The organism is Collinsella aerofaciens, assembly GCF_028209395.1.
Taxonomy (GTDB): domain Bacteria; phylum Actinomycetota; class Coriobacteriia; order Coriobacteriales; family Coriobacteriaceae; genus Collinsella; species Collinsella aerofaciens_AZ.
Window position 1 is genome coordinate 133350 of record NZ_JAQLDQ010000003.1, and the last position, 13965, is coordinate 147314.

Consider the following 13965-nt stretch of genomic DNA (forward strand, 5'->3'; position numbering starts at 1 on the left):
TGTGCGGCCCCTCGTTTGGTACACTTAAAGGTGCTGGACAAGTGAAGAGATGGGGGAGAACGTGCTCAAGTTCGGTACCTACGTCCGTGTTGGAAACGCGGCCGAAGCCTATGAGCTCTTGCAGAAAAACCGCAACAACAAGATTGTGGGCGGCGGCATCTGGATGCGCCTGGGTTCGCGTCGCGTGGCGACGGCGATTGACCTTTCGGCCTGCGGACTCGATCAGATCGAGGAGACCGAGACCGAGTTTCGCATCGGTGCCATGTGTACCCTGCGCCAGCTCGAGCGCCATGCCGAGCTCAACGCGCTTGTCAACAATGTCTTTGAGTTCGCCGTCCACGATATCGTGGGCGTGCAGCTGCGTAACACCGCCACGGTGGGCGGCAGCATTTACGGTCGCTTTGGTTTCTCGGACGTGCTCTCGGCATTTTTGGCGCTCGATTGCTATGTCGAGCTGACGGGGGCCGGCCGTGTGCCGATCGCCGAGTTCGTGAACATGGGCTACGTGCGCGACGTGATCGAGCATGTTGTGGTCGTTAAGCATGACTACCGCGCAAGCTACGAGGCCGTACGCAAGGCCGCGACCGACTTCCCATCCCTAAATGTCACCGCCGCCTGGTGGGATAACAGCTGGCATGTCGCCGTGGGTGCCCGCCCGCTGCGCGCGACCCTGCTGCGGGGCGAGGCATGCGGCCTGGTGAACGAGCAGCCTTCCGAGGACGAGCTGTGCGCCCTTGCCGCATCCGTGCGTGCCCTGAGCTACGGCACCAACATGTGGGGCTCGGCCGACTACCGCCGCCGCATCTCGGCCCCGCTGGCGATTCAGGCCGTGCGCCGCGCCGCCGGCATTGAGCTTTCGGCCGCGCTTGCCCGCGAGCTCGAGACCGTTCAGGCCCCCAAGTTTGCCACGGACGAGTATTCCTGCCGCCGCGTGCCCGGCGTCGATTCTAGTGAGGTGCGCTAATGGCTGCCAAACTCATCGATCTTTCCTTTACGCTCAACGGCCGCAAGGTCAAGGTTCAGATTGCCCCTGATACGATGCTCTTTGCGCTGCTGCGCGAGCAGGGTTGCGCGTCGGTGCGCTGCGCCTGCGAGACCACCAACTGCGGCCTGTGCACGGTGTGGCTCGACGGCGACCCGGTACTGAGCTGCTCGGTTCCCGCCGCGCGTGTCGAGGGCCGCTCGGTTACCACGCTCGAGGGCCTCAAGGCCGAGTCCGAGGCGCTTGCCCGCGCGATGGCTGCCGAAGGTGCCGAGCAGTGCGGTTTTTGCGCTCCCGGCCTCATCATGAACGTGCTGGCGCTTGCCCGCGCCGCCAAGGAGGACCCGAGCCTCGTCGCCACGCGCGAGGAACTCTCGCGCCAGCTGGCTGGCAACCTCTGCCGTTGCAGCGGCTACGAGAGCCAGCTGCGCGCCATCGTCCGCTTCCTTAACGAGTCCGGCGTGCGGGTGGGCTTCGAGATGCCCGAGCTGCCGGTCAACGACACGAGCTCCGACGGCGTCTCCTACAAGCAGATTACCCACAAGCAGCCCAAGAAGGACTCGAAGGCCCTGCTCGAGGGCCGTCCCGTCTACACGGGCGATATGGTGCCCGCCGGTGCGCTCATCGTCAAACTCAAGCGCAGCCCCTATGCCCGCGCCAAGATCCGCTCCATCGATACGTCGCGCGCCCTGAAGGTGCCCGGTGTCGTGGGCGTCTACACCTACGAGGACGTGCCCAAGCGCCGCTTTACCATCGCCGGCCAGAGCTATCCGCAGCCGAGTCCCTACGACCGTCTGATTCTCGAGAACCTCGTCCGTTACCAAAACGAAGAGGTGGCGATCGTCGCCGCCGAGACCGAGGAGGCCGCCGACAAGGCGCTCAAGCTCATCAAGATCGACTACGAGGTGCTCGAGCCCCTGCTCGACTTTACTCAGGCACTCGATAACGACATCGTGGTCCACCCCGAGGGCGACGTGACCTTTATGTTCCCGCAGGGCGGTGATGTTCCGCGCAACCTTGTGTGCAGCGGTACCAGCGACTTTGGCGACCTGGACGAGGCATTCGCCCAAAGCGACATCGTCTTTGAGCGCACCTACACCAGCCAGGCCACGCAGACCGCGCCCATGGAGACCTTCCGTGCCTTCGCGACGACCGACGCGTTCGGCCGCATCTCGGTGACTACCTCCACGCAGGTGCCCTTCCACGTGCGCCGCATGGTCGCGCAGTCGCTCGACATTCCGCAGTCGCAGGTGCAGGTCATTAAGCCGCGCATCGGCGGCGGCTTTGGCTCCAAGCAGACAGGCTGCTGCGAGATCTTCGTGGCATTCGTTACCCAGCAGACCGGCCGTCCGAGCTACTGCTGCTACACGCGCGAGGAGACCATCACTGCAGGCAACTCGCGTCACCAGATGCAGATGACCGTTAAGCTGGGCGCCATGAACGACGGCACCATCACGGCCATCGATTTGCACACGCTTTCCAACGCCGGCGCGTACGGCGAGCACGCCACCACGACGATCGGCCTTTCGGGCCATAAGAGCCTGCCCATCTACAACCATGTGAAGGCGAGCCGCTTTAGCTGGGACGCCGTCTACACCAACACCAACCGCGGCGGCGCGTATCGTGGCTACGGTGCCACCCAGGGCCAGTTTGCCGTGGAGAGCGCCGTCAACGAGCTCGCCGACATGCTGCACATGGACCCCGCCGACCTGCGCCTTAAGAACATTGTGCGCGAGGGCGAGGTCATGCCGCAGTACTACAACGAGAAGCTCAACGCCTGCGCGCTCGACCGCTGCCTGCTGCGCGCGATGGACATGATCGGTTGGCGCGACAAACCGCTGGCCGTGGACCTGGGCGACCGCGTACGCGCTCTGGGCTGCGCGCTTACCATGCAGGGCTCGGGCATCTCCAACGTGGACATCGCCGGCATCGACATGCGCCTGGAAGAGGATGGTTTCATTACCATCGGCACCGGCGCCACCGATAACGGCATGGGCGTCGACACGATCCTGGCGCAGATTGCCGCCGAGGAGCTGGGCGTGGAGAGCTCGCTGATCGTGGTGCGCGGCGTGGACACCGACGTGTCGCCGTTCGACGCCGGCTCGTACGCGAGCTCCGGTACCTACGTGACGGGCCTGGCCGCCAAGAATGCCGCGACCGAGCTGCGCAAGAAGATTTGCGCCAAGGCCGCCCAGATGTGGGACGTGGATGCCGCCGATGTGGTCTTTGATGGCCAGTACGTGCGCCTGTCCGACGAGCGCGCCGCCCGCGAGCGCGGTCGCTACCTCACGCTGCGCGACTTTGCTAACCTGTGCGTTAAGAACATCGAGGGCGGCGACGCGCTGACCTCGCATGCCTCTGCCAGCCTGCCCGTTTCGCCCCCGCCGTTTATGGCCGGCATTGCCGAGGTCGAGGTCGACAAGGCCACCGGCAAGGTGACCGTGGTGGACTACGCGGCTGCCGTCGACTGCGGTACCGTGATCAACGAGGCGCTCGCGCGCGTCCAGGCCGAGGGCGGCATTGCCCAGGGTATCGGTCACGCGCTCTACGAGATCGTCGAGCACGATGACCGCGGCCGCCTGCGCACCGGCAACTTTATGAGCTACAAGCTGCCCACGCGTCTGGATATCGGCAGCATCCGCGTGGCCTTTGAGCCGAGCTACGAGCCGACGGGCCCGTTTGGCGCCAAGTCGATCGGCGAGGTCGTCATCAACACGCCGCTCGCCGCCGTGGCTTCGGCCGTGGCACACGCCACCGGCCACCAGGTGCGCTCGCTGCCGATCACGCCCGAGAAGGCCCTGCTGGGGGAGTAGCGGGTCAGCGAACAAGTCGTAATGGGCGGGGCGGGGCAACTCGCCCCGCCTTTCGCACTCGTGGTGAGGTCGTGAGCCTGTAAAACGTGTGCGTGCGCTTGTCGTTCGTATCTGCTATCATTCCTAGTCTGTGCGCTCATGCGGGCGTGGCGGAATTGGTAGACGCGCCAGATTTAGGTTCTGGTGGGATTCCCGTGAAGGTTCGAGTCCTTTCGCCCGCACCAACGCATCTGCGTCGGCTTCGGCCGTCGCGACACTTTGTTGCATAAAGGTACCAGCACCTCAGATAAGCTGGGCAGTATGAGGAGGAACGTGTTGAACATCACCGCTTCTGACGTCAAGGACGCCAAGCTCACCGCTACGGTCACCATCCCGGCCGCCGACGTCGACGCCGCGATCAAGAAGGCCTATAAGGACACCGCCAAGAAGTACCGCTTCCCGGGCTTCCGTGCCGGTAAGGCTCCCCGTCCGGTCATCGACTCTGCTCTTGGCGCCGAGGCTACCCTCGCTCAGGCCACCAACGACCTGATCGCCGCCAACGAGCCCGCCGTCCTCAACGAGCTGGACATCGTCCCCACCAAGAGCGGTGACTACAAGGAGCTCGACCTCGCCAAGGATCACGAGGACTACACCTACACCGTCGAGTTCTCCCTGCGTCCCGCCGCTGAGCTCTCTTCCTTCGACGCTGTCGAGATCGAGATGCCCCCTGCGGAGGTCACCGAGTCCGAGATCAACAACCAGGTCGAGATGCTCCTCAACTACCGTGCCACCTTCGAGGACGTCGTGGGTCGCGCCGTCGAGGCCGAGGACTATGTCACCGTCGACCTCAAGGCCGTCGAGAACGCCGACAACTTCGCCGCCGAGGGCCGTATGCTCATCGCCGGTAGCGACAGCAACCCCGCCGAGTTCAACGAGGCTCTGATCGGCGCCAACGTTGACGACGTCAAGTCCGTCACCTGGACCGACGAAGCCGAGGAGGGCGAGGAGGCCGAGACCCACACCGTCGAGGTCACCGTCAAGGGCATCAAGGTCCGCAACACCCCCGAGCTCACCGACGAGCTCGTCAAGTCCGACTTTGGCTTCGACAGCATCGACGCTATGCGCGACGCCATCAAGATCGAGATCGAGCAGGACAAGGCTTCCCGCCTCCCGGCCGAGAAGGAGAACCGTTGCGTCTCCGCTCTCGCCGAGCGCCTGCAGCTCGACGAGATGGATGCCGACTACGAGCAGTCCGTCTTTGAGGAGCTTGGCCAGAACTTCCTGTCCAACCTCGCTGCCCGCGGCATGACCCTGGACACCTGGCTGCCCGCTTCCGGCCTGACCATGGAGCAGTTCATCGGCGACCTGCACAAGCAGGCCAACGACGTTGCCCGTGAGTCCCTGGCGCTCGACGCTCTCGCCCGCGAGCTCAAGATTGAGGTCACCGAGGACGACATCAACGCCGAGTTCGAGAAGGCCGGCGTCAAGGACGTCGAGGCTTCCAAGGCTGAGTTCATCGCCGATGGCCGCATGCCTGCCGTCCGCGAGTCCATCCGTCGCTCCAAGGCCGTCGACCACCTGGTCGAGAACGCCAAGGTGACCGAGGTCGACGAGACCGCCAAGGACGCCGAGTAATTCTCGCCACCTTGCCCACGAGCGCATGCATGCGCCCGTGATGGGGTAAAGTTATAAGCCGGTTATCCGGTTGCTTCGTACGGTGCCAGCCAATGCATAGCATGCGGGCACCGTACGTTTATCTAGAACCAATTTGGTCCGCAAGAGAGAAATGGAGATGCGTATGATCGCTAAGTTCGATTCCGCACTCGTGCCATACGTTATCGAGCAGACGCCGCGCGGCGAGCGCAGCTACGATATCTATTCGCGCCTGCTCAACGATCGCATCATCTTCTTGGGCGAGGAGATCAACTCCGTCAGCGCCAACCTGGTCGTTGCCCAGCTACTGCATCTTGAGAGCCAGGATGCCGAGAAGGATATCTCGCTCTACATCAATTCGCCCGGTGGCGAGGTTTACTCCGGCCTGGCGATTCTTGACACCATGAACTTCATCAAGCCGCAGGTCTCCACCATCTGCGTCGGTATGGCCGCGTCCATGGCCGCCGTGCTGCTTTCGGCCGGTGCTAAGGGCAAGCGCTTCTGCCTGCCGCACTCCAAAGTCATGATTCACCAGCCCAGCGGCGGTGCCCAGGGTCAGCAGACCGAGATTGAGATTGTGGCCGAGGAGATCAAGAAGACCCGCCGCGAGCTCAACCAGATCTTGTCCGATGCCTCGGGCCAGCCCATCGAGAAGGTCCAGGCCGATACCGAGCGCGACAACTACCTGACCGCCGCCGAGGCCCTCGACTACGGCCTGATCGACCGTATCGTTACCTCGCGCGATCTCGCCGCGAAGGACGCCTAGGATGGCAGGTAACATGCAGGACAACTTTGACGAGAACGGCAACCCCATCCGCTGCTCCTTTTGCGGAAAAGAGCAGGGCCAGGTCCGTCGCCTCGTAAAGGGCCCGACCAACATCTTTATCTGTGACGAGTGCGTCGCCGCCTGTTCCGAGATCCTTGAGGAGTCGCTGGCTTCGGATTTTATGGACGCTGCTCGCAACGGCAATCTGCCGGGCTTCCTCAACGACCACGGCCAGGCTGCATCCCAGCCCGCCGTGGACCCCGAGGCCGAGGGCTTTGAGCTCGAGGACGACCGTCAGGTCATCACGCACGTGCCGACGCCGCACGAGATCTATGACGAGCTTTCGGCCTATGTTATGGGCCAGGAGGACGCCAAGCGCGCCATGTCGGTGGCCGTGTACAACCACTACCGTCGCGTGATCGAGGGCGGTGCCGCGGTGTCCGCCTTTGACGAGGCATCGGGTATGGGCGGACAGTTTGACGACGATATGGACGAGGTGGAGCTTGCCAAGTCCAATATTCTGCTGCTCGGCCCCACCGGTACCGGTAAGACGCTGCTGGCCCAGACGCTTGCGCGCATCCTCGAGGTGCCGTTTGCCATTGCCGATGCCACCGCGCTCACCGAGGCTGGCTACGTTGGCGAGGACGTGGAGAACATCCTGCTCAAGCTCATTAATGCTGCCGATGGCGACATTGAGCGCGCTCAGGTGGGCATTATCTACGTGGACGAGATTGACAAGATCGCCCGCAAGGCTGAGAACCTCTCCATTACCCGCGATGTTTCGGGCGAGGGCGTTCAGCAGGCGCTGCTTAAGATTCTTGAGGGTACGGTGGCAAGCGTTCCGCCCACTGGCGGCCGCAAGCATCCCCAGCAGGAGCTGCTGCAGATCGACACGACCAACATCCTGTTCATCTGCGGCGGTGCCTTTGTGGGCCTGGACAAGATCATCGCCGACCGCGTGGGCAACAAGGGCGTGGGCTTTAACTCCGAGATCGCCGGCCCCACCTCGGTCGACGAGAACGACCTGCTGCGCCAGGTGCTCCCGCAGGACCTCAACGCCTTTGGCATGATCCCCGAATTCGTGGGCCGTACGCCCGTCGTCACCCAGACGCAGGCGCTCGACGAGGACGACCTGGTGTCGATCCTGATCGAGCCCAAGAACGCCGTGGTGCGCCAGTACCGTAAGATGTTCCAGCTCGAGGACGTCGATCTTGAGTTTGAGGACGCGGCCCTGCACGAGATCGCCCGCATGGCGCTCGCCCGCAAGACCGGCGCCCGCGGCCTGCGCGCCATCTGCGAGGACGTGCTGCAGCAGACGATGTTCGACCTCCCCAGCGAGGAGGGCGTTTCCAAGGTCGTTGTGACCGAAGCCTCCGTAAAGGGCGAAGAGCAGCCCCAACGCATCTACGGGTAAACCTGCCAAAAACGTGCTTGCAAATAGCCTCCGACCATCCGCGGTCGGAGGCTATTTTATATATACGCAATAACCCCAACTACCTGTGTTATTCTGTGTGTTTGTTTAAGCCTCGGCAAAGTCAATTCAGACTGAAGTAATCGATACCTAAGGGGAGGAATGTAGGCCCGATTTTCGTAGATTCCGCACGAGCCGAAGACCACTTAATGTGGTCTTCGAGCGAGCCCAGGACCTGACCGAGCGAAAATCGGGCCTACATTCCTCCCCGACGGGCAAGGGAGAGATATATGGAAGAGATGCCCAAGAACTACGATCCGTCGACCAACGAGCCGGCGATCCTGCAGAAGTGGCTCGACGGCGGCTACTACAAGCGCCGTGAGGGCGTGGGCGACTGCACCGTCACCATTCCGCCTCCCAACGTGACCGGCAAGCTCCACATGGGCCACGCCACCGACGACTCCATCCAGGACGCCATCATCCGTATGGCCCGCATGCGCGGCAAGTCCACGCGCTGGGTGCTGGGCACCGACCACGCCGGTATCGCCACGCAGACCAAGGTCGACAAGAAGCTCAAGAGCGAGGGCATCAGCCGCCTGGAGATCGGTCGCGACAAGTTTGTCGACGCCTGCTGGGATTGGACCCACGAGTACGGCGGCATTATCGTCGAGCAGATCAAGCGCATGGGCTGCTCCGTCGACTTCGACAACGAGCGCTTCACCATGGACGAGGATTACGCCCAGGCCGTGCGTAAGGTCTTCTGCGACTGGTACCACGACGGTCTGATTTACCGCGGCAAGCGCATCGTCAACTGGTGCCCCAACTGCACCACCGCCATCTCGGACGACGAGGCCGAGTACAAGGACGAGAAGGGCCACCTGTGGCACCTGCGCTACCCGCTGACCGAGCCGGTCAACGGCCAGGATTACATCGTCGTCGCCACCACGCGCCCCGAGACCATGCTCGGCGATACGGGCGTCGCCGTCTCCCCGAAGGATCCCGAGAAGGCCGCCTTTGTGGGCAAGACCGTCAAACTCCCCATCGTCGACCGCGAGATTCCCATCTTTGAGGATTGGCATGTCGACGCCAACTTTGGCTCCGGCTTCGTTAAGGTCACCCCTGCCCACGACCCCAACGATTACGCTATGGGTCAGGCTCACGACCTGCCGCAGATCAATATCTTCGATGAACACGCGGTGGTCGTCGAGGGCTACGGCGAGTTTACCGGCATGACCCGCGAGGAGTGCCGCGAGGCCGTCATCAAGTGGTTTGAGGAGCATGACCTGCTCGACCACGTCGAGGAGCACGACCACTCCGTCATGCACTGCTACCGTTGCGACGCCGCGCTGGAGCCGTGGCTGTCCGAGCAGTGGTTTGTGGCCGTCGACAAACTCAAGGGGCCGGCGCTCGACGCCGTCAACTCCGGCAAGGTCACCTTCCACCCCGCGCGCTGGACGCAGACCTACACCACCTGGATGGAGAACCTTAAGGATTGGTGCATCAGCCGCCAGCTGTGGTGGGGCCACCGCATCCCCGTGTTCTACTGCGAGGACTGCGGCTGGGAGGACGCCCTGACCGAGGACACCGACGTGTGCCCCAAGTGCGGCGGCCATCACGTGCATCAGGATGAGAACGTGCTGGACACCTGGTTCAGCTCGCAGCTGTGGACCTTTGCCACGCAGGGCTGGCCGCAAAAGCCGGAGCTGCTCGAGGGACATCACCCCACGACGGCGCTGGTCACCGCGCGCGACATCATCGCGCTGTGGGTCGCCCGCATGGTTATGAGCTCCCTGTACTTCCTGGACGAGGTGCCGTTTAAGGACGTCGTCATCTACCCGACGATCCTTGCCAAGGACGGTAGCCGCATGTCCAAGTCCAAGGGCAACGGCGTTGACCCCATGGACCTCATTGGCATGTACGGTGCCGACGCCATGCGTTACAACTTGCTCACGCTGTGCACCAACAACCAGGACGTCAAGTTCGACGCGAACATCGACAAGAAGACTAAGAAGCTCATCGACAGCCCGCGCACCGAGCAGGCCAAGTCGTTTGTGACCAAGATCTGGAACGCCAGCCGCTTCCTGCTCATGAACATGGAGGGCTACACGCCCGGCGAGCCCGTCGTGGAGACGCCGGCCGACGCCTGGATGTTCAGCCGCCTGGCCAAGGCCGTGAAGATGGTCACCGAGGGCATTGAGAGCTACACCTTTGGCGATATGGCCCGCGGCGTGCAGCAGTTCTTCTGGAACGAGGTCTGCGACTGGTACGTCGAGGTCACCAAGGCCCGCTTGAAGGGCGAGGACCGTCTGCAAGCTCAGCGCAACCTGATCTTTGTGCTCGACACCTCCATTCGCCTGATGCACCCGCTTATGCCGTTTGTCACCGAGGAGATCTGGGACAACATGCCGGCGAGCGTGCTCGACCTGGACGCCGAGGGCAACGTGGACCGCGCCGAGGCGCTCATGATCGCCAAGTGGCCCGAGCCCGCCGACTACGCTAAGTATGTCGATGAGCCTGCCGAGCGCGCGTTTGAGCTGTGCCGTACCGTCGTTTCCGCCGCCCGCGCCACGCGTTCGCGTTATCGCCTGAGCCCCAAGGCCGAGCTCGACGTGGTCGTGCGCGCCGGTGCCGAGGACATCGAGAAGCTCGAGAGCCTGCGCTCGACCATTGAGCCGCTGGCCAACACCGCTTCGCTGGTCATGGGTACCGACGTTGAGAAGCCGGCTGCGAGCATTGCCGTGGTCGACAGCGGCGTCGAGGTTTTTGTGGTGCTCGAGGGCAAGGTTGATCTTTCGGCCGAGAAGGCGCGCCTGGAGAAGGAGATCGCCACGGCTCAGAAGGAGCTTGCCGGCTGCGAGAAGACCCTTGCCAACGAGGGCTTTGTGGCCAAGGCCGCGCCCGCGGTGGTGCAGAAGAAGAGGGACCGTGCAGCTGAGCTCAAGGAGATCCTGGCGGCGCTGACTGCTCAGGTTGCTGACTTCTCGTAAGGTTCACTCGGGGGCGCGTCCCGATGCTTTGCTCTCCGCTGCGGACAGTCCTGCGCAAGACGGACAGCACATTAAGTGCTGTCCTTTGCGTGCGGAACTTGCGGCGAGCAAAGCATCGGGCCGCTCCTAGTTCGTTTACGTTGTTGTTTGCATCTGGCGTGTTAGGGCCACTGGGTTGTGGCCTTGATCTCGCTGCAAGCGGGTAAAGGCTGATATTGTCAACGTGAGGGGCTCATTCTTTTTGATGGGCCTCTTTTTCTGTTATGGGGGACTTTGGGTTATGGCTAAGCGTTCGGGGTCGTATGTCGTTCCTTTCTCGTTTGAGCTGCTTTCGTTTGATGAGGCTGTGGGACTTGCTGCTGATACGGGGCGGATTTCTGGGGATGCTGGTCCTCTGCTCGAGACGGTTGTCGATATGCTCGATGAGCTGGGACGTCCGGATGAGTATTTCGATTGCATTCAGGTTGCCGGTACCAATGGCAAGACTTCGACCACGCGTTTTTCGGCTGCTATCTTGCGTGGTGAGGGGTTAAAGACCGCGCTGTATACGTCGCCGCAGCTGGTGCGCTATCCCGAGCGCATGGAGGTCGATGGGCGCGTCGTGAGCGATGAGGCCTTTGCCCGTGGCGTTTCCGCCGCTGTTGAGGCGGGACATCGCGTGAATGCCCGTCGTGTGGCGGCGGGGGAGCGTGCCTATGCCATCACGCCGTTTGATCTGCTGACGGCTGCCGCACTTGTCGTGTTTGCCGAGGCCGCGGTGGATGTTGCTGTGCTCGAGGTCGGCATGGGCGGACGCTGGGACGCCACGAGTGCGACCGATCCCGTCGCCGTTGCCATTACGGGCATCGGGCTCGACCATACACGCATTCTGGGAGATACGCTCGAGGCCATTGCGGTGGAGAAGGCTGCGGTTATTAAGCCTGGGCGCCTGGTTGTTTTGGGCGAGGGTACGCATGAGGCAAGTGTTCAGCGCGTGATGGATGCACGTTGTCGCGAGTGCGGCATTGTGCCGCTCGTAGTGAACCATGCCACGACCAAAGTGCCGGAGCACGTGGGCAATACGGTTGAGTTTAGCTGCACCACGCCGCGTGCGATCTATACGTCGAGCATGGTCAAGCCGGCCTATCAGCCGCAGAATGCCGCGTGCGCGATTATGCTGTGCGAGGGGTATCTGGGTCGCGAGCTCGATCATGACAAGCTCGATGCGTCGCTTATGGGCTGCCCCACGCCGGGCCGATTTGATGTGCTGGGAACTGATCCGCTTAAGCTGATTGACGCCTGCCATAACCCTCAGAGCTGCGAGAACTTTGTGAGCGCGCTGGACGAGATCGATCCGTGCGTGGAGAACCGCCCCACGTTGCTGTGTGCCGCGCTGGCCGACAAGGACGTGGCTGGCATCGTCGACGTGCTGATTCCGGCCTTCCCCCGTGTGGTCGTGACGCAGACCGATTCCGATCGCGCCCTGCCGGCAGAGGAGCTCGCCGCCCTTGTGGACGCTGACAAGCTTGCGGGCGTGTACCCCAGCGTATCCGAGGCCCTCGCAGCTTTCGAGGCCGCGGGCGAGCCCTTCGTAGCAGCCGGCACCATTACCCTAGCCGGCGAAGTGGCAGGCTTGCTGCGCTAACCCATCCCCTCATCAGTTGCGGTGAAATAGGGACTGTTTTATGGGCTAGAAGCCTTAAACAGTCCGTATTCCACCGCAACTTCTAGGGGAGCTTTGGTGGCGTGCCTAGTCTAGGCGGACCGGATCGTGGGGGTAGGCGTTGAGAATCTCGACGCCGTTCTCGGTCACCAGGGCCAGGTCCTCGATGCGGACACCGGTGCGGCTGGGGAGGTAGATGCCTGGTTCGATGGAGAACGTCATGCCCGGCTCCACGACCTGCTCGTTGACGAGCGAGACGTCGCCTGGCTCGTGGTCCTGCAGGCCGATCGAGTGTCCCAGGCGATGCGTAAAGTATTCGCCGTAGCCCGCGTCCTCAATCACGTCGCGCGAGGCACGGTCCAGGTCGCACATGCGCACGCCCGGTGCGATGAGCGCCTCGGCGGCCTCGTTGGCGCGGCGCACGATATCGTAGATGCGCGCCGTCTCCTCGTCCGGCTCGCCCCAAAAGAACGTGCGCGTCATGTCCGAGCAGTAGTTGCGATGGCGTCCGCCAATGTCGAACAGCACCACGTCGCCGCGTTTAAGCTCGGTATCGTCGGGCTCGTGATGCGGGTCGCCGGCGTTGGCGCCAAAGCTCACGATGGGCGGAAAGCTAAAGCCCTCGCAGCCGTGCTTGCGATACAGACTGAGCATCTGGTCGGCAATTTCGCGCTCCGTCACGCCCTCGTGGACGAGCTTGATAACATCGGCCATCACGGCATCGTTAGCGGCCGAGGACGCGCGCATGAGCTCCTGCTCGGCGGCATCCTTGTAGGTGCGTGCGGCGGTGACGGCAAAGTCACCCAGGAAAAACTCGCTTGCGGCGTGGCGCTCCATGAGCGGCATCAAAAAGCCGGAACGCATGACGGTGTCGATGCCGAGCGGCTTGGTCGGATCGATCTCGCGAGCGATGGCATCGGTCACGATATCGGTATCGGTGTGGTAGGCGACGCGGGCATTGTCATACTCTGGCAGCTGGTGCAGGGCGTTGACTAGGATCACCGGCTCGGCACCGCGCGCGAGCAGCACGCCGCAAAAACGCTCGAACATATCGGCATAAAAGCCGGTTAGGTAATAGATCGACCACGGGTCATTCACGAGCAGCTGCGCACCGGGGTGCTGAGCCTCGAGCGCATCGAGCACGCGCGCCACGCGCTGGTCATCGACATGTGCCATGAAACATCCTTTCGCTAGGCTGCCACCATGGTATCCCAAGCCCGGCACATAGGGACGTTCCTTTTATGTCGGCACCTTGGGACACTCCTTAGCATGACCAGCCTGGCAGGCATGCAGACAAAAGTAGCTAAAAGAGCTCCGTCCCTAATTAGCTGCTTAGGCTGGGTCGATGTCCATGCTGGCGACTAGGTCAATGTTGGTGCCGAGAAGATCTTCCAGCACGACGTCGCCCATGCGGATGGGGGCGTTGACGACTAGACCTCGGATGAGGGCCATGGCTTGGGCGTGGAGTTCTAGCGGGATGGCTTCGGCCGTGCGGACGGGGAGTAGGGCTTCGTCGCCGCCGGAGACGGTCACGGTCGTTGTGAGCACGCGCATGGGGCAGGTGAGCTCCTGGTGTGCGAACTTGTCGCCGCGTGGGCAGTTGTTGCCGGTTACGGAGCGCACCTCTGCCACGGCGCCGTCTGCTCCGCGTTCTACCTCCACGGTCAGGAGGCACTCGGACGGGCAGGTGGTGCAGTTGAACTGCAGCGTTTCGGTCGCATTTGTGCTCATG

At 62.8% G+C, this 13965-nt stretch carries 9 protein-coding genes and 1 tRNA gene; 8 read left to right on the forward strand and 2 right to left on the reverse strand.

What is annotated here, in order from left to right; genetic code table 11:
* Positions 1-49: 49 nt before the first annotated feature.
* The 8 genes from PMW67_RS02705 to PMW67_RS02740 all read left to right on the forward strand — a co-directional run bounded on the left by PMW67_RS02705 (position 50) and on the right by PMW67_RS02740 (position 12215).
* The gene (locus tag PMW67_RS02705) at positions 50-964 is read left to right on the forward strand and encodes an FAD binding domain-containing protein (RefSeq protein WP_271738678.1); all 915 of its coding nucleotides are present in this window, start codon (positions 50-52) and stop codon (positions 962-964) included.
* Positions 964-3795 (forward strand): molybdopterin-dependent oxidoreductase, encoded by a 2832-nt coding sequence (locus PMW67_RS02710; RefSeq protein ID WP_271738679.1) that lies wholly within the window; start codon positions 964-966, stop codon positions 3793-3795. The genes PMW67_RS02705 and PMW67_RS02710 overlap by 1 nt, the downstream gene beginning before the upstream one ends.
* Positions 3796-3935: 140 nt before the next feature.
* Positions 3936-4019: transfer RNA gene (locus PMW67_RS02715), tRNA-Leu, on the forward strand.
* A gap of 88 nt (positions 4020-4107) precedes the next feature.
* Positions 4108-5409, forward strand: coding sequence for a trigger factor (tig, locus tag PMW67_RS02720; protein WP_233509174.1), 1302 nt, complete (start codon positions 4108-4110; stop codon positions 5407-5409).
* Between the two features lie 163 nt (positions 5410-5572).
* The gene (locus PMW67_RS02725; protein ID WP_022095182.1) at positions 5573-6193 is read left to right on the forward strand and encodes an ATP-dependent Clp protease proteolytic subunit; all 621 of its coding nucleotides are present in this window, start codon (positions 5573-5575) and stop codon (positions 6191-6193) included.
* Position 6194: 1 nt separating this feature from the next.
* Complete coding sequence (clpX, locus tag PMW67_RS02730) at positions 6195-7607, forward strand: ATP-dependent Clp protease ATP-binding subunit ClpX (protein WP_271738680.1); 1413 nt, start codon at positions 6195-6197, stop codon at positions 7605-7607.
* Positions 7608-7894: 287 nt separating this feature from the next.
* Complete coding sequence (locus PMW67_RS02735) at positions 7895-10591, forward strand: valine--tRNA ligase (protein WP_271738681.1); 2697 nt, start codon at positions 7895-7897, stop codon at positions 10589-10591.
* Positions 10592-10871: 280 nt separating this feature from the next.
* Complete coding sequence (locus PMW67_RS02740; RefSeq protein ID WP_117773596.1) at positions 10872-12215, forward strand: bifunctional folylpolyglutamate synthase/dihydrofolate synthase; 1344 nt, start codon at positions 10872-10874, stop codon at positions 12213-12215.
* Positions 12216-12320: 105 nt separating this feature from the next.
* Here the strand turns inward: PMW67_RS02740 and PMW67_RS02745 are convergent, their stop codons facing one another.
* Both PMW67_RS02745 and PMW67_RS02750 read right to left on the reverse strand, forming a co-directional pair.
* Positions 12321-13409: a M24 family metallopeptidase gene (locus tag PMW67_RS02745; RefSeq protein WP_118270672.1), complete on the reverse strand. Its 1089-nt coding sequence runs from the start codon at positions 13407-13409 to the stop codon at positions 12321-12323.
* A gap of 156 nt (positions 13410-13565) precedes the next feature.
* Positions 13566-13964, reverse strand: a complete 399-nt coding sequence (locus tag PMW67_RS02750; RefSeq protein WP_271738682.1) for a DUF1667 domain-containing protein — start codon at positions 13962-13964, stop codon at positions 13566-13568.
* Position 13965 lies beyond the last annotated feature (1 nt).

Excerpts from the sequence above, each read along its gene's own strand:
- PMW67_RS02705 (WP_271738678.1), top strand. The coding sequence starts at position 50 with ATGGGGGAGAACGTGCTCAAGTTCGGTACCTACGTCCGTGTTGGAAAC.
- PMW67_RS02710 (WP_271738679.1), top strand. The coding sequence starts at position 964 with ATGGCTGCCAAACTCATCGATCTTTCCTTTACGCTCAACGGCCGCAAG.
- PMW67_RS02725 (WP_022095182.1), top strand. The coding sequence starts at position 5,573 with ATGATCGCTAAGTTCGATTCCGCACTCGTGCCATACGTTATCGAGCAG.
- clpX (WP_271738680.1), top strand. The coding sequence starts at position 6,195 with ATGGCAGGTAACATGCAGGACAACTTTGACGAGAACGGCAACCCCATC.
- PMW67_RS02735 (WP_271738681.1), top strand. The coding sequence starts at position 7,895 with ATGGAAGAGATGCCCAAGAACTACGATCCGTCGACCAACGAGCCGGCG.
- PMW67_RS02740 (WP_117773596.1), top strand. The coding sequence starts at position 10,872 with ATGGCTAAGCGTTCGGGGTCGTATGTCGTTCCTTTCTCGTTTGAGCTG.
- PMW67_RS02745 (WP_118270672.1), bottom strand. The coding sequence starts at position 13,409 with ATGGCACATGTCGATGACCAGCGCGTGGCGCGCGTGCTCGATGCGCTC.
- PMW67_RS02750 (WP_271738682.1), bottom strand. The coding sequence starts at position 13,964 with ATGAGCACAAATGCGACCGAAACGCTGCAGTTCAACTGCACCACCTGC.